Source organism: Curtobacterium sp. CFBP9011, assembly GCF_034045095.1.
Lineage (GTDB): Bacteria > Actinomycetota > Actinomycetes > Actinomycetales > Microbacteriaceae > Curtobacterium.
In genome coordinates this window covers 116,693-137,634 of the sequence record NZ_JAXCWN010000004.1, presented here as the reverse complement: position 1 = coordinate 137,634, position 20,942 = coordinate 116,693, and the positions used below count along the sequence as shown (strand labels likewise).

The 20,942-nt window shown below is 70.9% G+C and carries 20 protein-coding genes; 3 read left to right on the top strand and 17 right to left on the bottom strand.

Translation table 11 applies throughout. The features are described 5' to 3' along the window. Positions 1–70 precede the first annotated feature (70 nt). The 13 genes from SOM35_RS10295 to SOM35_RS10235 all read right to left on the bottom strand — a co-directional run bounded on the left by SOM35_RS10295 (position 71) and on the right by SOM35_RS10235 (position 12,856). Positions 71–1,339 (bottom strand): sugar ABC transporter permease, encoded by a 1,269-nt coding sequence (locus SOM35_RS10295; protein WP_111074052.1) that lies wholly within the window; start codon positions 1,337–1,339, stop codon positions 71–73. Then, positions 1,336–2,100, bottom strand: coding sequence for an ATP-binding cassette domain-containing protein (locus SOM35_RS10290; protein ID WP_221852642.1), 765 nt, complete (start codon positions 2,098–2,100; stop codon positions 1,336–1,338). The genes SOM35_RS10295 and SOM35_RS10290 overlap by 4 nt, the downstream gene beginning before the upstream one ends. Before the next feature lie 117 nt (positions 2,101–2,217). Next, positions 2,218–3,333, bottom strand: a complete 1,116-nt coding sequence (locus SOM35_RS10285) for a sugar ABC transporter substrate-binding protein (RefSeq protein ID WP_111074054.1) — start codon at positions 3,331–3,333, stop codon at positions 2,218–2,220. Between the two features lie 126 nt (positions 3,334–3,459). Continuing rightward, a complete protein-coding gene (locus SOM35_RS10280) occupies positions 3,460–4,626 on the bottom strand; it encodes an ROK family transcriptional regulator (protein ID WP_221852639.1) in 1,167 nt (388 codons plus the stop codon). A 181-nt stretch (positions 4,627–4,807) separates the two neighbouring features. Continuing rightward, complete coding sequence (locus tag SOM35_RS10275; RefSeq protein ID WP_320515326.1) at positions 4,808–5,830, bottom strand: glycine betaine ABC transporter substrate-binding protein; 1,023 nt, start codon at positions 5,828–5,830, stop codon at positions 4,808–4,810. Continuing rightward, a complete protein-coding gene (locus SOM35_RS10270) occupies positions 5,827–6,591 on the bottom strand; it encodes an ABC transporter permease (protein ID WP_320515325.1) in 765 nt (254 codons plus the stop codon). Before SOM35_RS10270 ends, SOM35_RS10275 begins: the two co-directional genes overlap by 4 nt. Beyond that, the gene (locus SOM35_RS10265) at positions 6,588–7,847 is read right to left on the bottom strand and encodes an ABC transporter ATP-binding protein (RefSeq protein ID WP_301223240.1); all 1,260 of its coding nucleotides are present in this window, start codon (positions 7,845–7,847) and stop codon (positions 6,588–6,590) included. Before SOM35_RS10265 ends, SOM35_RS10270 begins: the two co-directional genes overlap by 4 nt. Further along, complete coding sequence (locus SOM35_RS10260; RefSeq protein ID WP_111074059.1) at positions 7,834–8,481, bottom strand: ABC transporter permease; 648 nt, start codon at positions 8,479–8,481, stop codon at positions 7,834–7,836. Before SOM35_RS10260 ends, SOM35_RS10265 begins: the two co-directional genes overlap by 14 nt. A gap of 191 nt (positions 8,482–8,672) precedes the next feature. Then, positions 8,673–9,329 carry a DUF6197 family protein gene (locus tag SOM35_RS10255; protein WP_320515324.1) on the bottom strand — a complete coding sequence of 219 codons (657 nt, stop codon included), beginning with the start codon at positions 9,327–9,329 and terminating at the stop codon, positions 8,673–8,675. 57 nt (positions 9,330–9,386) lie between these two features. Beyond that, a complete protein-coding gene (locus tag SOM35_RS10250) occupies positions 9,387–10,013 on the bottom strand; it encodes an ATP-binding cassette domain-containing protein (protein ID WP_320515323.1) in 627 nt (208 codons plus the stop codon). 46 nt (positions 10,014–10,059) lie between these two features. Then, positions 10,060–12,045 (bottom strand): hypothetical protein, encoded by a 1,986-nt coding sequence (locus tag SOM35_RS10245; RefSeq protein WP_320515322.1) that lies wholly within the window; start codon positions 12,043–12,045, stop codon positions 10,060–10,062. Positions 12,046–12,072: 27 nt separating this feature from the next. Then, on the bottom strand, positions 12,073–12,405 hold the full coding sequence (locus SOM35_RS10240; RefSeq protein WP_320515321.1) for a lactococcin 972 family bacteriocin: 333 nt from the start codon (positions 12,403–12,405) through the stop codon (positions 12,073–12,075). Between the two features lie 88 nt (positions 12,406–12,493). After that, positions 12,494–12,856, bottom strand: a complete 363-nt coding sequence (locus SOM35_RS10235) for a phosphotransferase (protein ID WP_320515320.1) — start codon at positions 12,854–12,856, stop codon at positions 12,494–12,496. Here SOM35_RS10235 and SOM35_RS10230 point away from each other — a divergent pair. Further along, entirely contained in the window at positions 12,855–13,286 is a 432-nt protein-coding gene (locus SOM35_RS10230) for a hypothetical protein (protein WP_320515319.1), read from the top strand. The two genes, SOM35_RS10235 and SOM35_RS10230, sit on opposite strands and share 2 nt — an antisense overlap. Before the next feature lie 24 nt (positions 13,287–13,310). Here the strand turns inward: SOM35_RS10230 and SOM35_RS10225 are convergent, their stop codons facing one another. Genes SOM35_RS10225 through SOM35_RS10215 form a run of 3 tightly spaced genes read right to left on the bottom strand, consistent with a single transcriptional unit; the run spans position 13,311 to position 16,335 of the window. Further along, positions 13,311–14,471 (bottom strand): PP2C family protein-serine/threonine phosphatase, encoded by a 1,161-nt coding sequence (locus SOM35_RS10225; protein ID WP_320515318.1) that lies wholly within the window; start codon positions 14,469–14,471, stop codon positions 13,311–13,313. Beyond that, positions 14,468–15,220, bottom strand: coding sequence for a ThuA domain-containing protein (locus SOM35_RS10220; protein WP_320515317.1), 753 nt, complete (start codon positions 15,218–15,220; stop codon positions 14,468–14,470). Before SOM35_RS10220 ends, SOM35_RS10225 begins: the two co-directional genes overlap by 4 nt. Next, on the bottom strand, positions 15,217–16,335 hold the full coding sequence (locus SOM35_RS10215; protein WP_320515316.1) for a Gfo/Idh/MocA family protein: 1,119 nt from the start codon (positions 16,333–16,335) through the stop codon (positions 15,217–15,219). Before SOM35_RS10215 ends, SOM35_RS10220 begins: the two co-directional genes overlap by 4 nt. Positions 16,336–16,488: 153 nt before the next feature. On the opposite strand from SOM35_RS10215, the gene SOM35_RS10210 reads away from it, so the two are divergent. Then, complete coding sequence (locus SOM35_RS10210; RefSeq protein ID WP_320515315.1) at positions 16,489–17,928, top strand: DUF4832 domain-containing protein; 1,440 nt, start codon at positions 16,489–16,491, stop codon at positions 17,926–17,928. Positions 17,929–18,050: 122 nt separating this feature from the next. Beyond that, positions 18,051–18,509 carry a DUF3817 domain-containing protein gene (locus tag SOM35_RS10205; RefSeq protein ID WP_320515314.1) on the top strand — a complete coding sequence of 153 codons (459 nt, stop codon included), beginning with the start codon at positions 18,051–18,053 and terminating at the stop codon, positions 18,507–18,509. A 154-nt stretch (positions 18,510–18,663) separates the two neighbouring features. Here SOM35_RS10205 and SOM35_RS10200 read toward each other — a convergent pair whose 3' ends face one another. Beyond that, positions 18,664–20,874 (bottom strand): NADP-dependent isocitrate dehydrogenase, encoded by a 2,211-nt coding sequence (locus tag SOM35_RS10200; protein WP_111074070.1) that lies wholly within the window; start codon positions 20,872–20,874, stop codon positions 18,664–18,666. Positions 20,875–20,942: the final 68 nt, after the last annotated feature.

Sequence of the window (20,942 nt, the reverse complement as noted above, 5' to 3'; positions counted from 1 at the left end):
GGACGGGAGGCACGGTGCCAGCTGGCACCGTGCCTCCCGTCCGGATCGGGTCGCGACGCAGGCCGTCGGCTCAGGCCGCCCCGTGGCTGGCGCGGCTGCGACGCGACAGCGAGTCGATGATGACGGCGAGCAGCAGGACCGCGCCCGTGATCATGTAGCGGATCGAGGAGTCGAGGCTGAGCAGGGTGAGCCCGTTCGAGATCGACTGGATCACGATGATGCCGAGCAGTGCCGACCACGCGCTGCCGCGTCCGCCGAACAGGCTCGTCCCACCGATGACCGCCGCGGCGATCGCGTTGAGGTTCGTGTCGCCGGCACCCGAGGACAGGCTGGCCGAGTTGAGCCGTGCCGCCGCCAGGATGCCGCCGATCGTGGCGAACAGCGAGGTGAGCATGAACACCGAGATGTAGATGCGGTTCACCCGGATGCCGGAGCGGCGGGCGGCCTCGACGTTGCCGCCGACCGCGAAGACCGAACGGCCCCAGCGGGTGCGCTTGAGCAGGAAGTTCATGAGGACGACGAGCACGACGAAGAACACGAAGGACGTGCCGGTGCCGAAGTCCTGCGACAGGTACCAGACCATCACGGCGAGCCCGATGAACAGGGCGGCGGACTTCGCGATCGTCAGGGACATCGCCCCGGTGGACAGGCCGGCGCGACGACGACGGCCGGCGCGACGGACCTCGGTGACGAACAGGCCACCGGCGGCGACCGCGGCGAACAGGTAGGCCAGCCACGGCGGCAGGTACGACGCCGAGGCGAACTGCACGATCGGCGAGTCGTACGGCAGGTTGATCGAGCCGTTCGGGCCGAGGATGAGCAGCTGCAGGCCGAGGAAGCCGAGCAGACCGGCCAGGGTGATGACGAAGCTCGGGACACCGAAGCGGGTGAAGAGCAGACCGTAGAGCAGACCGGCTGCCAGACCGACCGCCAGCGCCACGACGATGACCAGCCAGAGCGGCCAGCCCAGGGACGTCAGCCCCTGACCGAGGATCGCGGCCGCCAGACCGCTGACGCTGCCGACGGACAGGTCGATCTCGCCGAGGAGCAGCACCAGGACGATGCCGATCGCGATGGTGCCGACGGCCGCGCACTGCAGGGCGAGGTTGACGAGGTTGCCCGGGGACAGGAAGTCGGGCGAGAGCGCCTGGAACACCGCCCAGATGACGATGAGGCCGACGACGACCGGCAGCGAGCCGATGTCGCCGCCGCGGACCCGGCGGATGAACGCCTTCGCGGCGCCGCCGATGCCCTGGTCGCGGAGCAGCCGCTCGTCCTGCAGGTCGGCGGCCGACGGGGTCGGGTTCGACGCGGTGAGGGTCTCGTCGGTCTTGCTCATGCGGTGGTCTCCTGCTCGGTCCGGGCCGCGGCACGACGGGTGACCGCGTTGTCGGTCGCGCCGGTGATGGCCGCGATGATCTCCTCGTAGGAGACGTCGTCGATGCGGAAGGTGCCGTTGTTCCGACCGAGTCGCAGCACCGCGACCCGGTCGGCGACGGCCTGCACGTCGGCGAGGTTGTGGCTGATGAGGACGACGCCGAGGCCGCGCTCACGGAGACGTTCGACGAGGTTGAGGACCTCGGCGGTCTGCGCGACGCCGAGTGCTGCGGTCGGTTCGTCGAGGATGACGACCTGCGGGTCGCCGATCAGGGACCGGGCGATCGCGACCGTCTGCCGCTGGCCCCCGGACAGGGACGCGATCGGGATGCGCACGGAGGGGATCCGCGCGGCGAGCTGCTGCAGGAGCTCCCACGAGCGGCGTTCCATCTCCTCCTCGTCGAGGAAGGGCTTGGCGATCTCCCGACCGAGGTACAGGTTCGACACCACGTCGAGGTTGTCGGCGAGGGCCAGGTCCTGGAAGACGGTGGCGATGCCGAGCGACTGGGCCGCTGCCGGGTTCGGGACGGTGACCTCGTCGCCGTTGAAGGTGATCGTGCCGCCGTCCGGTGTGTAGACACCGGCGAGGATCTTCACGAACGTCGACTTGCCGGCGCCGTTGTCGCCGACGATGGCGACGACCTCACCCGGGTAGACGTCGAAGTCGATGTCGCTGAGGGCCTGGACGGCACCGAACCGCTTGTCGATGCCGCGGAGGGACATCACGGGTTCGGTGGTGGGGTGTGCTGCTGGGGGCTCGGTGCTCACGGTGTCGTCCTCGATCGGAAGTGCGTGCGGGCCGCCCGGTCCGGATCGGACCGGGCGGCCGGGGGGTGTTGCTTACTCGATGCCGTTCTTCGAGCAGGCGCTGGCGTACTGCGAGGTGCAGACCTGCTTGACCGTGTAGAGACCGTCCTTGATGACGGTGTCCTGCACGTTCTCGGTCGTCACGGCGACCGGGTCGAGGAGGGTGGACTGCACGCTCGCGCCGCCCGCCGTCTTCGTGGTGGTGTCACCCTTCGGGGTCTCACCCTTGGCGAACTGGATGGCCAGGTCGGCCGCCTTCGACGCCTCGGGCTTGAACGCCTTGTAGACGGTCATGTACTGCTCACCCGAGAGGATGCGCTGGATGCCCGCGAGGGACGCGTCCTGGCCGGTGACGGGCGGGAGCTCGGAGACGCCGGCCGACTTCAGGGCCGCGATGACGCCGCCGCCGGTGTCGTCGTTGGCCGCGTAGACGCCGGTGATCTTGTCGGCACCGAGCTTGCTGATCTGTCCAGCTGCCCAGTCCTGCGCCTTGGCGGGGTCCCAGCCGGGGGTGTCGAACTCGGCCAGCACCTTGTAACCGCTGTCGTCGATCGCCTTGTGGGCACCGGCCTTGAACTGCGAGGCGTTGTTGTCCGTCGGGGAGCCGTTCACCATGATGATGCCGGAGCCTTCGGGGACGTCCTTCGCCTTGAGGGCCTTGATGAGCGCCTCGCCCTGCAGCTGACCGACCTTCTCGTTGTCGAACGAGATGTAGTAGCTGAGGTCCGGGCTGTTGATGAGTCGGTCGTAGGAGATGACCGGCACCTTCTTGGCCTTGGCCTGCTGCACGATCGAGGCTGCGGCCTCACCGTCGAACGGGTCGAGGACCAGGACCTTGACGCCCTGCGTGAGCATGGACTGGGCCTGCTGCAGCTGCTTGGACGCGTCGCCGTCCGCGTTCGCGTAGACGACGGAGCAGCCGCTGCACTGCTTCTTGACCTCGGCGGTGAAGAGCGGGCGGTCGGCGCTGGCGTAGCGAGCCGTGACGGAGTCGGGCAGGAGCAGGCCGATCTTGGCCTTGGAGGCGTCGCCCCCGCCGCCGCCGGAGCCCGTTCCGGCACCGGCTCCGTTCGAACAGCCCGCCAGGGTGGTGATCGCGAGCAGCAGGGCGCCGACGCCCAGCATGGCTCGTGTGGTGGCTTTCTTCATCGAAATGTCCTCCAACAGGTGGACCGCCCACGTTGGCGGTGACCTGAGTGTGCCAGTGGCGGTTCTTGGCTGCAAGAGTTGAACGCAAGGGTGCGGTGCCGTGACGGAATCGTTATCGAGCGATCGTCAGTGGCGGACGTCCACCGCTTCGATCGCGACCGCCAGCGCCCCGGTCACGGCGGCCTTCTCGCCGAGCTGGCCCTGCACGACGTCCGGGGTCCCGTCCGCGTCGACGATGAGCATCGACTCGAGCGCGTGCCGCATCGGGCCGAGGAGCAGCTCCCCCGCACGCGCGAACTCCCCCGTCACCACGAGCCGCTCCGGGTCGAGCACGTTGCAGAGCCCCACCGCCGCCGTCCCGATCGCCCGCCCGGCGTCCGCGATCGCCCGGATGCACACCGGGTCGCCCGACATCGCCCGGAGGATCAGGTCCGCCGTCTTCAGGGTCCCGACCTCGTCGCGGATGCTCTCGAGCACGGCGGGCGCACCGGCCACGGCCTCCAGACAGCCGCGGTTGCCGCACCGGCAGATGGGGCCGTGCGGGACGACGGGCGTGTGACCGAACTCGCCCGCGACGCCGTGGTGCCCACGGAACAAGCGGCCGTCCAGGATCAGGCCCGCCCCGATGCCGGTACCGACGTCGAGCGTGATCGAGGTGTCCCGTCCGCGGGCGGCACCGCTCCGGTGCTCCGCCAGCGCGGACAGGTTCGCCGAGTTGTCCACCTGCACCGGCTTGCCGACCCGACGTGCGAGCGACTCCCCGATCGGCAGCCCGTCCCAGCCGCGGAAGATCCCGCCCCGCGCGGTCATCCCGGTCCGCCGGTCGATCGGCGCCGCCACGGCCAGGCCGACGGCCAGCACCTCGTCCATCGAGGACTCCACCGACTCGGCCATGTCCATCACGAGCAGCGCCGTCTTGTCGAGTTCGGCGTCCGCCCGGTGGTCGCGGGCCAGGGGCATGTGTCGCTCGGCCAGGACGGTCCCGTTGAGGTCGGACAGCGCCAGGCGCAGGTGCCGGGGCGAGACGTGCACGCCGGCGACCAGGCCGAGGCCGTGCGGCAGCGTCACCCGCAGTGCTCGGCGGCCGCTCGAGGTGCTCGGCGTCGCGTGCAGGGCACCGGTGGCGACGAGCTCCTTGACGATGTTCGACACCGTCGCGGGGCTGAGGCCGGTCGCGCCGGCCAACTCGACCTGGGTCAGACCGCCGTGGCGCTTGACCGCTGCGACGACGCGACCCCGGTTGGCTTCACGCAGTGAAGCTTGGCTGCCCGGACTCCGTCGTGGCTCTGACACGGGGACAGCGTAATGGGCCCGGTCCGAACGTCGACCGCGTCCCCCGGACAGGATGACGAGACGTCGCACAGACGGACCGGACGACAGACGGACGGACGGGAGGCACGGTGCCAGCTGGCACCGTGCCTCCCGTCCGTCAGCAGGTCGCGTCGCGACGCGACGTCGCGACGCGACGTCGCGACTAGGGCTTCGTGATGAAGCCCTCCTTGACCATCCACTCGAAGGCGACGTCCGCCGGCTCGCGGCCCTCGACGTCGACCTGCCGGTTGAGCTCCTGCAGCACCGCATCGGTCAGCTTCGGCGAGATCTGGTCGTAGATCCCCTCGAGCTGCGGGTACTTCTCCAGGGTCGCGCTCGAGAGCACCGGGGCGACGTTGTACGCCGGGAAGAACCCGCGGTCGTCCTGCAGCACCTGCAGCCCGAGCGACTTGATGCGGCCGTCGGTGGTGAACACCTCACCGAAGTTGCACGTGCCGCGGTCGGTCGCCGTGTAGACGGTGCCGGTGTCGAGGATGTCGACGTTGCCCTTCGGGATCGCCCCGTCGCCGGAGCCGCCGAGCGTCAGACCGTACTTCGCGAGCATCGGCTTGAAGCCGTCGGCGCGCGAGTTGAACTCGGACTCCACGCAGAACGTGCGCTGGTCGGCCGGCAGGTCGGCGATCTGCGACAGCTTCGTGATGCCGCCGAGGTCCTTGACCGCCTCCTTCCGCACCGCGAACGCGTACGTGTTGTTCATCGGAGCGGGCTTCAGCCAGGTGAGCCCGTTGCCGGCGTCCTCGTCCTTGACGGCCTGCCACTGCTTCGTCTTGTCCGGGATCCCCTGCTTGTGCGCCATGAAGGTCAACCAGGCGGTGCCGGTGTACTCGTACGTGACGTCGGCGTCGTGCCCGGTCATCAGCTGGCGGACGGCCACCGAGCCCGGCACGTTCGTCTCGTCGGTGACGTCGAAGCCGGCGGCCGAGGCAGCCAGGACCGCGATCTTGCCGAGGACCAGCTGCTCCGTGAAGTTCTTCGACGTGACGGTGAGCTTCGCGTCCTCCGGCAGGCCGTCGATGTGCTTGATCGTGCCGGGTGCCGCGGCGGGTACGAAGGCGGCAGCGGGCTGCAGACCGCAGCCGGCCAGGAGGCTCGTGGTCGCGCCCGCCAGGACGACGGCGGCGAGCAGACGGCGGGCGCGGCGGCCCGTGGTGCGCGTGCGGGTCATCGGAGTCCCTTCGGTCGGGCGAACGTCTCGACGATGCGGCCGAGCCAGTCGATGGAGAGGGCGAGGAGCGCGATGAGGAGCGCCCCGGAGACGAGCACCTTCGGCAGGAACAGGTTCACACCGGTGGTGATCAGGAGGCCCAGGCCGCCGGCGCCGATGAACGTCGCGAGGGCGGCGGACCCGACCAGCAGCACGAGCGCGGTGCGGATGCCGGCGAGCATCACCGGGACGGCGAGCGGCAGTTCGACCTTCAGCAGGACGGCGGCGGCGCTCATGCCCATGCCACGACCAGCCTCGACCAGTCGGGAGTCGACGCTCTCGATGCCGATGATCGTGTTCCGGAGCACCGGCAGGATCGCGTAGAGCACCAGCGCGACGACGGCGGCCCAGAACGTGAAGCCGAGCCAGAACGCCAGGAGCACGACGAGCCCGACCGCGGGTGCGGCCTGACCGAAGTTCGCGACGGCCAGGATCGCCCCGCTCGCCTTCCGCAGCGGACCGCGGGTGAGCGCGATGCCGAGCGGGATGGCGATCACGAGCACGATGACCGTCGACACGATCGTGAGCATGACGTGCTGCCAGGTCAGGTCGAGCAGCCCCGAGGGGTTGAGGGTCGAACGCTCGGAAGCGGTCAGGTCCGCGTTCGCCAGCCACAGGGCGAACGCGCCGAGGACCACGAGGATCGCCACGGGCTGGATCACCAGTCCGAGCCAGCTGGTCCGCTTCCCGGTGGCCGGGGAGGCGGTGACGACGTCGCTCACTGGTCGTCCCGGGCGGCGACGGGGGAGCTCGGCAGCGTCTCGAGCGGGTTCGTGTTCGTGCCGACGGGTGTGTACGCCTGCTCCTCGGCCGCGGCGGCACGGGTGCGGGTGATCGCGTCCATCACCGTCTCGACCGTGATGACGCCCTGGAACGCGTCGCGTCGACCGGTCACCAGTGCGGCGCCGGCGCTCGAGACGAGCATGGTGTCGAGGGCGTCGTTGAGGGTCGAGGCCTCGGACACGACGGGCAGGTTCGCCTCGGTGCCGTCCGGGATCCGGTCGAGCCGCTCGAGCTGGCGGCGGGACGGCCACCCGATCGGACGCTGGCGCTGGTCGACGACCACGGCGTGACCGTGGCCCCCGGCCTCACGCATCCGCTGCAGCACGGCCTGGGCCTGCTCGCCCGGGGAGCACGTGACGGCGTCGGCGAGCCCGACCTCCCGCACGCGGGTCAGCGTCAGCTGCTTGAGCCCGGCACCCGAGCCGATGAAGTTCTCGACGAACTCGTTCGCGGGCTCGGCGAGGATCCGCTCCGGGGAGTCGTACTGCACGATGTGCGCGCCCTCGGAGAACACGACGATCCAGTCGCCGAGCTTCACGGCCTCGTCGAAGTCGTGCGTGACGATGACGATCGTCTTGTGCAGCTCCGCCTGGATGCGGATGAGCTCGTCCTGCAGGCGCTGGCGGGTGATCGGGTCGACCGCACCGAACGGCTCGTCCATCAGCAGGACGGGCGGGTCGGCGGCCAGGGCGCGGGCGACGCCGACGCGCTGCTGCTGTCCGCCGGAGAGCTCGCGGGGGTACCGGTCGCGGTAGGTGTCCGGGTCGAGCGAGACCAGGTCGAGCAGTTCGTCGACGCGGGCCGCGATCTTGTCCTTCGACCAGCCGAGCATCTTCGGCACCACGGCGATGTTCGCCGCGACGGTCATGTGCGGGAAGAGCCCGCCGGCCTGGATGACGTAGCCCATCCGACGGCGCAGTTCGTCGCCGTCGATCTTCGTCACGTCGTCGTCGCCGACGACGATGCGACCCTCGGTGGGCTCGATGAGCCGGTTGATCATCTTCAGCGTGGTGGTCTTGCCGCAGCCGGACGGGCCGACGAGCATGACGATCTTGCCGGCCGGGATCTCGAGCGTGATGCCGTCGACCGCGGGCTTCGCCTGACCGGGGTACCGCTTGGTGACCTGGTCGAGCAGGATGCTCCGACCGGTGACATCGGAGTCGGGCGCGGTGGTCGGGGAGTCAGTGCTGGACACGGATACCTCTCGAGGTGGTCAGGCGGCCGAGGCCGAGGAGCAGGAGGTCGAGCACCAGGGCGAGCAGGACGACGCCCACGGTGCCGACGACGACGGAGTTGAGGGAGTTCGCGCCACCGAGGCGGGAGAGTCCGGAGAAGATGAAGCTGCCGAGTCCCGGGCCGAGCGCGTACGCGGCGACCGCGGCGACGCCCATCACCATCTGGGCAGAGACCCGGACACCGGTGAGGATGATCGGCCACGCCATCGGCAGTTCGACCTGCACGAGCGTGCGGAAGCGGCTCATCCCGATGCCCCGCGCCGACTCGACGACCGCGGGCGGGATCTCGTTGAGCCCGACGACCGCGTTCCGGAGGATCGGCAGCGCGGCGAAGAACGTCACCGTGACGACGGACGGCACGACGCCGAAGCCGAGCGGGACGAGCAGCAGACCGATGACCGCGAACGACGGCAGCGTCAGGCCGATCGTGGAGATCTCGTTCGCGGCGGACCGCAGTCCGGGCACCCGGTAGACGAGCGCCGCGAGGACCACGGCGATGACGGTCGCGAGCACGACGCACTGGACCACCAGTGAGAAGTGCTGCCAGGACGAGAACCAGATCTGGTCCCATCGCTCGGCGATGTACTGGAACACCGGTTCTGCACTCCCTCGGGTCGGCAGTTCGACCCACGGATCGGGGCACGAACGGGCCCCAAGCTACGCAGATGCTCAGCCCACGCCGAATGCCGATCAGGAGAACGACGGTTCCACGGCGGAACCTGTGCGGCGAGAACCCCTGATCAGCAGCACTCGACCCGGCCGACCCTGGGAGGTCTGTAACGATCTCAGCTGAGGACGGGAACTCCTGCGCTATGGGACCGCAGTGCACCGGCCAGGCCGGCGACCCGATCGGACTCGTGCAACGCCACCCGCTCCGCCGTGAGCAGCAGCCCGGAGACCTGCTCCGCGGTCCGTCCCGCGCTGTCGTTCCAGCGGGTCAGGTCCCGCACCCGGCCCATCCGGATGTCCGGCGCCGGGCACCACGTGACGGGCGATCCCTCGGCCGATGCGAGGGCGTGCCAGACGAGGTCCAGGGAACGCTGCACCGGCTGCGAGTGCACCGCGTGCGGCCCGCCCGCAGCGTCCACGACGGCCCCGACCAGGCACGCACCGACCAGGGGACGGCCGGCCACCTCGGTCGCGGCGGCACTCGACGCGGTCCGGGTCCGGCCCCGCTCGTCGACGTAGGCGAACCAGGCGTGCTGGATCCATCCGCGGTCGACGACGCCCCGGGCCTCGGAGAGCACGCGCTGCAGGTCGGCGAGTTCGGCCAGGTCCGTGTCGAGCCGACGCAGCTGCGCAGCGGTCCGTCGGGCGGCGAGATGCTCGAGGACCCGGCGTACCCGACCGCGTGGTGCGGTCCGGGGTGCGGGGTCGGCGTCAGTGGCGACGTCGTGCTGGACGCGGAACTCGAGGGTCATGAGGCCCCTCCCGATCTTCACGTGCACGGATGGTGTGGGGAGACGCTAACCCCGCCGTCGCGCTCGCGGTAGCCCCCGTCACCCCTCCTGCGGGAAGTGGAGCCCGGGTGCGGTCCCGTCGAGGGACAGCGTCCGGTCCGCCGCCCGGACGACGTCGCCGTCGTGTGTCGCGACGATCACGGTCGCGCCCTCGCTCCGGAGGACGTCGATCATCTCGACGACGACCGCGGTGGTACCTGCGTCCAACGCGGCGGTCGGCTCGTCGAGCAGGACGAGACCCGGACGGCGGACGAGCACCCGGGCGAGCGCGACCCGCTGTCGTTCGCCCCCGCTCAGGGCATGCACCGGCGTGTCCATGAGGGCATCGATGCCGAGCGACGCGCATGCCTGCAGCGGCGGAGCGGGTCGGCTGACCGGGCGGTCCGGCGTCGCTCGCTGCGCGAGTGCCAGGTTCTGGCGCACGGACCATGACGGGACGAGCCCCGCGTCCTGCGACATGAAACCGACCCGGTCGCGACGGAACCGCCGCAGCCGCCGGTCGGAGAGCAGGCCGAGGTCGTTGCCGTCGACCAGGACCACTCGGGGTACCGGACGTTCGACTCCGCCGACGAGACGCAGGAACGTCGACTTGCCGACACCACTCGCACCGGTGACCGCCGTCAGCGTGGACGGCCCGAACACCACCTCGGGGACGGCGACCAGCACTCGCCCGTTCCTCGCATGCCGATGCGCTCGGACCTCCACCGTCTGCTCAGGTCGCATCCGCGTCGCCTCCGACTCCGGCGTTCCGGACCACTGCCCCGACGACGGCTCCCGACGTCGCGCACGCGAGCACCGACGCCGCGAGGAGAGCAGGAGCCGACGCAGCTCCGAGTGCCAGCGAGACTGCCGCCGCGACCCCGACGGAGGTGACGAGGACGCCGCACTCGGCGACGAGTGTCCGCGCGTGGACACGGAGCGGGCGGAGGCCCAGAGCGGTCGCCTCCCGCACCCGCATCGCGTCCGACCAGCGGAGCGTCTGCGCGCGGGTGGAGGCGGCCATGGCGATCACCGCCAGCACGAGCGCCACAGCGATCGCCTCCGCCAGGGCCGTCCGCATGAGAGCGCTCCGATGAGCGGCTGTCACCGCCGGCCAACGATGCAGCGAACCGACGGCGTCAGCCAGACCAGCTGCGCGGATGACCTGCTCCGGGTCGTCGACGTCGAGGAGCAGTTGACCGTTCGACGCAGCGGCCGTCAGGAAGTCGCCGCTCAGCAGCTCGGACGCCGCAGGGACGACAGCGATGACGGGTGCGTCCGCGAACAGGGGCGCTTCGTCCGTCGCCGCGCCGAAGGTGAAGACCGAGCGGGGGGCGTACTCGATGACCACCGGGGCGCGCGGTACGGCGAGCGTCGGGTCGACCTCGCGCTGGAACGTGAACCACTCACGCCACTGTTCGACGACGCCCGCTGTCGACGGGACGCCGCGCTCCGGTACGAAGAGCGCCCACTCCCCGGACCTCGTGCTGGTCCGCCCCGGCCACGGCTCGGGGAGCGCGGGCTGCACACGGTCGAGGTACTCGCGGTTGACCACGAGCGTGTTGCCCACGTCCGGCTCCACGCCGCGCCCGACCGGCATGACGGGATGGCTCGCCAAGACCGACCGCCCGTCGTCGACCGTCCGGTAGAGACGAGCGAACGCCGGTGCCGCCGACTCGATCTCGTCGGGGAGCAGCGTCCCCGACAACAGCGGCGTCACGCACTGCGAGCAGTCGAGGCGGGTCTCCCCCGCCAGGCGGTACTGGTCGAGCAGGACGACGCGGTCCACGAGCGGACCGGCCACGAGCGCAACGCTCGTGACCGCCGTGATCCGGAGGACCGACGTGGCGAGCGCGGTACTGCCCCGCGGTCGCCAAGCGCTCCCACCGGCCCGCAGCCGTTCCGCCGCGGTGCGTGGCCAGCCCGTTGCCATCGCTCCGAGGAACAGGCCGGCGGAGGTCCAGTACGCACACGCAGCGACCGCGAGGACGGCCGGCAGTTGTGAGCCGACCAGGACGAGCGCGGCGGCTGACCCGGCAGCGGCCGCAGCGAGCGCGACGACGATCTGACACCGCAGTGCTCGGGCGGTCTCCGCGTACCGTGTCCGGGGCACACCGAGGACTTCCGCGACGCCCAGCCGACGGGCCGCCGATCTCCCACACAGCCGCCCGAGCATCATGACCGCGACGCCCGAGGCGCCGAGGGCGACCCCGACCCCGGGTCGGCCGATCGTGAACACGATCGCTGTCCACCAGCCAGCCGGTTCGTTCCGCGCGTCGACACCCGCGCTGCGGAGCTCGGCGACGAACGCCGAAGCCTGATCCGACGACGCGGTCGAGAAGTACACACCACGCGTCGACGTCTCGCGCTCGCTGAGGACCACTGGCTGCTCAGCCACACCACCGCGGTACTCGCCGTCGCGGAAGACACGGGTGAACGCGCCCGGGTCCCCGACGACCGCGTGGACGAGCCGTCGGCCGACCCGGTCGGGGTCGGCCTGGACCCGGTAGAAGTCGATGTGGTCCTGGTCTGCCTGCTCCCGGAGCAACCGCGCGAAGTCGACGTCTTCCGGGACATCGAGGACGACGACCACCGTTCGCGCGGTGGGGAAGGTCTGCTCGGACCGGTCGAGCGTCGCGAGCAGGGCGAGCGCGATGGCGACGGCGGCGGAGAAGGTCATCGCCATGAGGACGAGCCAGGAGGACCGATCAGGACGCATGGTGTGGAGAAGCGGCGCGCTGGCGCGTTACTTCACGCCCCAGTAGGCAGTGTTGCCGCTCGCGGTCTTGTCCCGGATGGCGCTGGCGTACGCCCCCTTGGGCTTCCAGCCGCTGTACGCACAGCGGTTCTTGCCGTCGCAGGCGGTCGCCTTGTGGGTCTTGCTGGCGTGGCTGTAGAAGGACTGGACGAAGCCGTTCGCGGTGCCGTACTCCCAGTACCCACCGCCGACACGGACGATGGACCGGGTGGAGGCAGGTGCGTCAGCATCCGCCGACCCGCCCTCGGCGGCGACAGCAGGCGACGAGAGGCAGAGCGCGGCGACCAGTGACAGGCCGGCGACGGTGAGGCGCTTGTTCATGGTGATCCTTTCGTGAGCGGACCATGCGAACATACCAACATTGCAGTTCTGGATGCCAGTAGGGATCTCGAGAGACGCCGACGCACCGTCAGTCGTCGAGCACCGCGTCGATCGCCCGCCGCGCGACCGTGCGGAAGGACGGCTCGTCACTGACCGCGAGCGCCGACGCGATCGACACCGCCCAACCGCGGGCCCGCCCCCACGAGTGCTCGTCGAGGCTCGCATCCGCGGTGGTGACCCGGCGGCGGAAGTCGGCCCGGGCCTCCCGGTCGAGCGTCAGCCAGGCGGTCGCCAGGTCGACGGCGGAGTCCCCCGCGGTCACGTCGCCGAAGTCGACGACCGCCGACAGGTGGTCGCCCTGCGGGCCGGCCTCGACGAGCAGGTTGCAGGGGTGCAGGTCGCGATGGTAGCCGGGCGGTCGTCCGGGTTCGTGTCGTACCGTTCCCGGCATGCATGGATGGCGCACGCCCGCACGTTGGGCCAGGACCGGGCGGTGGCTGCTCGTGCCGATCGCCGTGCTCGACTGGTTCTCGCTCGTGCCGCAGCCCGTGTTCGTCGCGGCCTTCGCGCTCGCGGTCGTGGGGCTGGTCGGCATGGGGGCGGCACTCGTGGTCCGGATGCTCAGCGGACGTCGGGGTGCGATGGCTGCCCTCGGGGTCGTGCTGCTGCTCGGCGGGTTGGCGATGTTCGGGCTCGACCCGTTCCCGGGCTCGGTGCCGTTCCTGGACCCGTGGTGGCCGCAGATCGTCACGCAACCGCAGCACGTCGCCAGTGCGTACTGGCAGCTCGCAGGGCTCGGGGTCGTGCTCACCGGGTTCGGGATGCTCGCGACCTTGCTCGTCGCGGCGTTCGCCGGGAAGCCCGGCACGTCGTACCGCTGACGCGTCCGACCGGGGTCCGGTGAGTCAGCGCCGGGTGACGACCACGAGCGTCAGGTCCGTCGCCGGGTCGCCCTCGGGCAGCAGCGCGCGGACGTGCTCGACGGCCGCCGCCCCGTCCGGCTGCGCGGCGACGAGGGCTGCGATCGCCTCGGGCCCCTCGACCCCGGGCACGGTCGCCCACGCGTCGGACGCCAGGACGAGCCGGTCACCGGCAGCGAGGTCGACCGACAGCGTCGAGCGGGACCCGGGTGCCGACGCGGTGCCGAGCCCGACGGGCAGCTCCGTGGAGCGGACCGGTCGGACACTGCCGTCGGCCGCGACCACCACCGCGGTGCCGAGTCCGGCGTCGACAAGGTCGACGTGCCCGGTGGTCGGGTCGATGCGCGCGTGCACCAGCTCGGCCACCGCGTCGGCGACCCGCAGGTCGGGGGCGACCTGGGCCTCCAGTCCGGCGATCGCCTCGGTGATCGGCAGTCGCGTCCGGGCGGCGAGGGCACCGCGCACGTCGGCGGCCAGGAGGGCCGACACGCGTCCGGCGACCACCGCGCCGACCGTCAGGTGCAGGCTGCCGTCGGGGGCGATCCGCCAGTCGGTGAGGCCGCCACCGCCGTCCGGACGCTGGACAGCGAGCGTCGCCATGTCGTGCCCCGGGACGTCGAGTGGATCCGGCACCAGTGCCTCCCGTACCTTGGCGAGCCGGTCGCGTTCGATCGCGTAGCCGAGCTCGCGTTCGGCCCACCTCGCCAGGTCCCGGAGCAGCGCCAGGTCCGTCGCCGAGAACGTGCGCGGCTCGGCGTCCATGATGCAGAGCGTGCCGACGCGGGTGCCGTCGTGCATCGACAGCGGCGCTCCGGCGTAGAAGCGGATGCCGTGCTCGGCGACGGCCGGGGTGTGCGCGAAGCGGGGGTCGAGCCGGGCGTCCGGGATCACCATCGGCTCCGGCGTGAGCACGGTGGTGGCGCAGAACTGCTCGTTCGCCGGCACGCTCGTGCCCTGGTTCCACCCGTAGGTCGACTGCGTGGTCACCAGGTCGCCGTGCACCAGGTTGAGGAAGGTCAGCGGGACCCCGAACGCGTCGTGGGTCATCCGGGTGATCCGGTCGAAGCGCTCCTCGGGGCCGGCACCCAGGACGTCGAGCGCCTCGACCAGGGCCGTGCGGTGGTCGACGTCCTGCGGTCCGGTCATCCCCCCTGTCTACGCGAAGCGTCGTCCAGGAACCAGTCCCTCGGGTGGGGGTCTGCGGTGAGCTGGCGGCGCGGACCGGTCGGTGCTGCCCACCCGGCGGCGTTCGCCAGGACCCGCTGGATGTCGGGGTGGTGGTACACCGGGTACTCCTGGTCACCGGGCGAGAAGTAGAACACCCGACCGAGTCCGCGGCGGTAGGCGACGCCGGAGCGGAACACCTCGCCGCCGGCGAACGTCGACAGGAAGACCTCTTCGTCCGGGCGCGGGATGTCGAAGTACTCGCCGTACATCTCCTGGCGGTCGATGACGATCGGGTGCGGGACCCCGGCGGCGATCGGGTGCTCGGGCGCGATCGTCCAGACCAGTTCACGCTCGCCGTCGTTGCGCCACTTCAGCGAGCAGGTCGTCCCCATCAGCCGGGTGAACGGCTTCGAGTAGTGGCCGGAGTGCAGCACGACCAGGCCCATGCCGGCGTGCACGTGCCGGACGACCCGGTCGACGACCTCGTCCGCGACCTCGTCGTGGGCGATGTGACCCCACCAGAACAGGACGTCGGTCGCGGCCAGACGCTCCTCGGTCAGCCCGTGTTCGGGTTCCTGCAGCGTGGCGGTCGTGACGGTGTCGGCGGAGGCGAGTCGTGCCTCCAGGCCGGCGGCGACCACGGTGTGGATGCCGTCGGGGTAGTGCTCGCGGACGGTCTCGTCACCGCGGGTCTCGTGGACGTTCTCGTTCCAGACGACGATGTTCACCGGACGACCTCCACTTCGCGACCGGCCTGCGCCGAGGCGTAGACGGCGTCGACGACCCGGGTGCGGTGCAGTGCGAACTCGCCGTGGTGACCCTCGTGTGCACCGGAGCGGATGGTGGCGAGGAACTCCTCGATGACCCGCTGGTGGTGGCCGGCCGGCACGTGCACGGCGGGACGGGTGACCGCGGGGACGCCGTCGATGTCGGAGTACAGCTCGACGGTGCCCTCGGTGGCGTAGTTCCGGACGAACAGCCGGGCGCCGCCGGTGGACCCGAGGAGCTCGACCTCGATGTCCTCGTCGTCCTTGGAGTAGGACGCCCACGAAGCCTGCAGCTGCAGGCTCGAGCCGTCCTCGAAGCGGAGCAGGGCGTTCGCGAAGTCCTCGACGTCGAACGGGCGACCGGTCGCGTCGGAGACGGGGCCGCCGCCGGTGCTGCCACCGCGGCCGGCGGTGCCGAGCTCGTTGTACGCGACGGCGCTGACGGCGACGACCCGGGGTTCCCCCATCAGGTACATCGCGATGTCGAGCACGTGCGAGCCGAGGTCGATGAGCGGGCCCCCGCCGGCGGCGTCCTTGTTCGTGAACCACGACGTGATGCCGGGGATGCCGGCGCGTCGACGCCAGCTCGCGCGGGCGTGGTAGACGTGCCCGAGCGGGCCGTCCTGCCCGTCGACGGGGCGGACGTGGTCGGCCAGGAACTGCACGTCGGCACGGCGGCGGTGGTTGTAGGCGACCTCGAGCACGCGGTCGTTCGCGACGGCGGCGTCGACCATGGCCTGGGCCTCGGCGCCGGTGGTGGCCAGGGGCTTCTCGCAGAAGACGTGCTTGCCGCTCTCGAGCGCGGCGATGGCGATCGGGGCGTGCAGGGAGTTCGGCACCCCGATCGAGACGATGTCCAGGTCGTCCCGGGCGACCAGGTCCTGCCAGTCCGGGTACGTGTGCGGCACGTGGCGGGTCTCGGCGAGCTCGTGGAGCCGCTCGGTCTCCTTGCCCGCGAGTGCCACCACCTCGGTGCCGGGGAGTGCGGTGTAGGCGTCGAGGTGCGTCGTCCCGGCGTACCCGAGCCCGACCACCCCCACGCGCAGCGTCTTCGATGCGTCCGTCGTCTGCGACATGTCGACCACGCTACCGAGAAACGGGTCGAATCGATACGAGGAACCGGGGGTGGTGTTTTCTGATCGTTTGACCTACCTTCAGATCACATTCGCGCAGGTTCCGACACCAGGGGGTGTCGATCCGCACCTGCGCCGAGGTCAGGGGCTCGTCCGATGCAGCACCGCACCATCACCACCGCCGCACTCGCGGCCGTGATCGCACTCGCCGTGCCGACGAACGCGTGGGCGTCGTCGTCACACAGCGACCACCACCCGGCGCCGACCAGCTCCACCGTGTCCTACACGGCGAGCGACGCCGTCATCCCGAACCCCCAGCGTGGGTTCGACCACACCACCGAGACGCACTACCGCGCCGACGGCAGCGGCTACACCCCGCTCGACGCCGGCACGCTGCAGGGCTACCGCGCCGACGGCGTCACCCAGATCGTCCGGGTGTTCTACATGGAGGCCTTCGTCGACCAGCGGCGACTCAGCCCCGCCTGGCTGCAGCTGGTGCAGCACGACTACGACACCGCGCGAGCAGCCGGCGTCAGCGTGATCACCCGCTTCGCCTACGTCCAGGGCGGCAGCTACCCGTACTCGGCTCCGTACGGCGACGCCGACCTGCCGACGGTGCTCGCGCACATCAAGCAGCTCACGCCGACCCTCCGCCGGAACGCCGACGTGATCCCGACCCTGCAGGAGGGCTTCATCGGCCTCTGGGGCGAGGGCTACTACACCGACCACTTCGCCAGCGACCCGGCCAACCCCGGTGTGCTGACCGAGGCGGACAAGGACGCCCGACGACAGGTCATCCAGGCCGAGCTCGCAGCCCTGCCGTCCAGCCGCTCCATCCAGGTCCGCACCATGCAGATGAAGCAGGACGCGCTCCGGACCCCCTCGGGCACCGCCGGGGCACTCACACCACGGCAGGCGCACGACGGGTCGGCCGCGTCCCGGATCGGTCACCACAACGACTGCTTCCTGGCCTCGCCCGACGACTTCGGCACCTTCCTGAGCGACCCGTTGTCGCTCGACCAGGACTACCTGGCCGCCGATTCGCGGTACGTCCCGGTCGGCGGGGAGACCTGCGCCGTGAACGCGCCGCGGTCCGAGTACCCGTCCGCCTCGGCCGAGATGGCGAAGTACCACTACAGCTACCTCAACCTGGACTACAACAAGGACGTCCTGTCGACCTGGGGTCAGGACGGCATGACCGACGCGGCGAAGAAGCTCGGCTACCGGTTCACGCTGACCTCGAGCACGGTGACCTCCGGCAAGCACGCCGCGGTCTCGGTGTCCGTGCGGAACGACGGCTGGGCAGCGCCGTACAACCACCGCCCGGTCCAGCTCGTGCTGACCAACGGCCACCGACACGTCACCGTGCCCGTCCGTGCCGACGCGTCCTCGTGGCAGCCGGGCACGACGGCGACCGTGACCGCGTCGCTCCGTGGGGTGCCGGCCGGCAAGTGGGACGTGGCCCTCGCGATGCCCGCCTCCGAGCGGTCCGTCTCCCGCGACCCGGCGTTCGCGATCCAGACCGCGAACGTCGGTACGTGGGACGCCACGACAGGCGTGAACCGTCTCGGGCAGGTGGTGACTGTCCGCCGCTGAGCGTCGTGATCGTCGTCGGCCGCCGCTGACGACAGGACGCCCCGGGCACAACGGCCCGGGGCGTCCTGGCGTGCGGGGGCCGTCCACCCGTCTTCCACCCGGGGTCCGCCACGATGGGGGCCATGACCCCTCGATCCCTGTTCCGCGGCCTCGCGATCGCCGAACTCGTGACCTGGACCCTGCTGCTGGTGGGCATGCTGCTGAAGTACGGCCTGGGCGCCGGTGACTGGCCCGTCCGGATCGGTGGCGGGGTGCACGGCTTCGTGTTCCTGGCGTACCTCGTCGTCACGACGGTCGTCGCGGTGAACCAGCGGTGGTCGTTCGGCGCGACGGTCCTCGGCTGGCTGAGCGCGGTCGTGCCGTACACGACGCTGCCGTTCGAGGTCGGTGTCGCCCGCCGCGGCATGCTCGACGGTGGGTGGCGTCGCGGCCCCGAGGCCGGGGAGCGCCCGGGTCCGCTCGACCGGCTGCTCTTCGTCGTCGTGCGGCACCCGGTGCTCGCGGCGCTGGTCGGGGTCGTGCTCGTGGCCGCCGTGTTCGGCGTCCTGCTGACGATCGGCCCGCCGGTCCCGTCCCGCTGAGCCGCCGCGCGGGTGGCCCGCGGCGTGACGCGTGGCCCGCAGCGTTGCGCGTGGCCTGCAGCGCGCCACGTGGCCTGCGGCGTGGCTCGCACACACAGGACGGGAGGCCCGGTGCCAGCTGGCACCGGGCCTCCCGTCCGTCGTGTGGTCGCGCCTACAGGCTGGCGAGCGCCGCGTTCAGCGTCGCCGACGGACGCATGACCGCGCTGGTCTTGGCGTCGTCGGGCCGGTAGTAGCCGCCGATGTCCGCCGGGTGACCCTGCACCGCGACGAGTTCCTCGACGATGGTGTCCTCGTGCTCGGCGAGGGTCGTCGCGAGGCCCTGGAACGCCGCAGCGAGCTCGGTGTCCTGGGTCTGCGCCGCGAGCTCCTCCGCCCAGTACTTCGCCAGGTAGAAGTGGCTGCCGCGGTTGTCGATCGAGCCGAGCTTGCGACCCGGGGACTTGTCCTCGTCGAGGAAGGTGCCGGTCGCGCGGTCGAGCGTGTCCGCCAGGACCTTCGCCCGGGCGTTGCCGGTGACGCCGGCCAGGTGCTCGAGGCTGACCGCGAGGGCCAGGAACTCGCCCAGGCTGTCCCAGCGCAGGTAGTTCTGCTGCACCAGCTGCTGGACGTGCTTCGGTGCGGAGCCGCCGGCCCCGGTCTCGAACAGGCCGCCACCGCCGAGGAGCGGGACGACGGAGAGCATCTTCGCCGAGGTGCCGAGCTCCATGATCGGGAACAGGTCGGTCAGGTAGTCGCGCAGGACGTTGCCGGTGACGGAGATGGTGTCCTCGCCACGGCGGATCCGGTCGAGGGAGAAGCGCATGGCGTCCTCCGGCGACAGGATCTCGATCTGCAGCCCGTCGGTGTCGTGCTCCTGCAGGTACGTGCGGACCAGGCCGATCAGGACCGCGTCGTGGGCGCGGGTCTCGTCGAGCCAGAACACGGCGGGCGAACCGGTGGCGCGGGCGCGGGTGACGGCGAGCTTCACCCAGTCGCGGATCGCGATGTCCTTGGTCTGGCAGGCACGCCAGATGTCGCCCTGCTCGACGTCGTGCTCGAGGACGGTCTCGCCGGCGGCGTTCGTGACGCGGACGACGCCGTCGCCCGGCAGCTCGAAGGTCTTGTCGTGCGAGCCGTACTCCTCGGCCTTGAGCGCCATGAGTCCGACGTTCGGCACCGAGCCCATGGTCGCCGGGTCGAAGGCGCCGTGGGCACGGCAGTCCTCGATGACGGCCTGGTAGATGCCGGCGTAGCTGGAGTCCGGGATGACCGCGACGGTGTCGTGCTCGTCGCCGTCCGGGCCCCACATGTGGCCGGAGGTGCGGATCATCGCGGGCATCGAGGCGTCCACGATGACGTCGCTCGGGACGTGCAGGTTCGTGATGCCCTTGTCGGAGTCGACCATGGCGAGGTCGGGGCCGGCGTCGATGCCGTCCTGGAACGCCCGCTTGATCTCGGCGCCGTTCGGCAGCGCGTCGAGTCCGGCGTAGATCGAGCCCAGGCCGTCGTTCGGGGTGAGCCCGGCGGCGGCGAGGTCGGCGCCGTACCGCGCGAACACGTCGGGGAAGAACGCCCGGATGACGTGCCCGAAGATGATCGGGTCCGAGACCTTCATCATCGTGGCCTTGAGGTGGACCGAGAACAGCAGGTCCTCGTCCGCGGCGCGCTGGATCTGCTTCTGCAGGAACTGCTCGAGCGCGGCGACGTGCAGCACGGTGCCGTCCACGACCTCGCCGGAGACGACGGGGATCGACTGCTTGAGCACCTGCTCGCTGCCGTCCTGTCCGACGAAGGTGATGGTCAGGGTGTCGTCGGCCGGGGCGACCCAGGACTTCTCGTTGGAGCGGAAGTCGTCGACGCCCATCGTGACGACGTTCGTCTTCGAGTCGGAGCTCCACTTGCCCATGCGGTGCGGGTGCTTGCGGGCGTAGTTCTTCACCGACAGGGGTGCACGACGGTCCGAGTTGCCTTCGCGCAGCACCGGGTTGACGGCACTGCCCTTGACGCGGTCGTAGCGGGCGCGGGCGTCGCGCTCGTCGTCGGTGGTCGGCTCGTCGGGGTAGTCCGGCAGGTCGTAGCCCTGCGACTGCAGTTCGGCGATGGCGACCTTGAGCTGCGGGATCGAGGCCGAGATGTTCGGCAGCTTGATGATGTTGGCCTCGGGCGTCCCGGCGAGCTCGCCGAGTTCGGCCAGGGCGTCGTCCAGGCGCTGCTCAGCACTGAGCCGCTCCGGGAACAGGGCGATGATCCGGCCCGACAGCGAGATGTCGCGGGTCTCGACCTCGACGCCCGCGGTCTTCGCGAAGGACGCGATGACGGGCAGGAAGGAGTGGGTGGCGAGGAACGGGGCCTCGTCGGTGAGCGTGTAGATGATCTTGGCCATGCTGGCGGGTACTCCCTTGTTCGCGCGGTCCGTGCCCCCACGCTACTCGCGGCGTGAGATGTCTCGAC

Excerpts from the sequence above, each read along its gene's own strand:
- SOM35_RS10200 (WP_111074070.1), bottom strand. The coding sequence starts at position 20,874 with ATGGCCAAGATCATCTACACGCTCACCGACGAGGCCCCGTTCCTCGCC.
- SOM35_RS10290 (WP_221852642.1), bottom strand. The coding sequence starts at position 2,100 with ATGTCCCTCCGCGGCATCGACAAGCGGTTCGGTGCCGTCCAGGCCCTC.
- SOM35_RS10215 (WP_320515316.1), bottom strand. The coding sequence starts at position 16,335 with ATGTCGCAGACGACGGACGCATCGAAGACGCTGCGCGTGGGGGTGGTC.
- SOM35_RS10295 (WP_111074052.1), bottom strand. The coding sequence starts at position 1,339 with ATGAGCAAGACCGACGAGACCCTCACCGCGTCGAACCCGACCCCGTCG.
- SOM35_RS10240 (WP_320515321.1), bottom strand. The coding sequence starts at position 12,405 with ATGAACAAGCGCCTCACCGTCGCCGGCCTGTCACTGGTCGCCGCGCTC.
- SOM35_RS10225 (WP_320515318.1), bottom strand. The coding sequence starts at position 14,471 with ATGACCGGACCGCAGGACGTCGACCACCGCACGGCCCTGGTCGAGGCG.
- SOM35_RS10275 (WP_320515326.1), bottom strand. The coding sequence starts at position 5,830 with ATGACCCGCACGCGCACCACGGGCCGCCGCGCCCGCCGTCTGCTCGCC.
- SOM35_RS10230 (WP_320515319.1), top strand. The coding sequence starts at position 12,855 with ATGCATGGATGGCGCACGCCCGCACGTTGGGCCAGGACCGGGCGGTGG.
- SOM35_RS10285 (WP_111074054.1), bottom strand. The coding sequence starts at position 3,333 with ATGAAGAAAGCCACCACACGAGCCATGCTGGGCGTCGGCGCCCTGCTG.
- SOM35_RS10235 (WP_320515320.1), bottom strand. The coding sequence starts at position 12,856 with ATGCCGGGAACGGTACGACACGAACCCGGACGACCGCCCGGCTACCAT.
- SOM35_RS10245 (WP_320515322.1), bottom strand. The coding sequence starts at position 12,045 with ATGCGTCCTGATCGGTCCTCCTGGCTCGTCCTCATGGCGATGACCTTC.
- SOM35_RS10210 (WP_320515315.1), top strand. The coding sequence starts at position 16,489 with ATGCAGCACCGCACCATCACCACCGCCGCACTCGCGGCCGTGATCGCA.
- SOM35_RS10205 (WP_320515314.1), top strand. The coding sequence starts at position 18,051 with ATGACCCCTCGATCCCTGTTCCGCGGCCTCGCGATCGCCGAACTCGTG.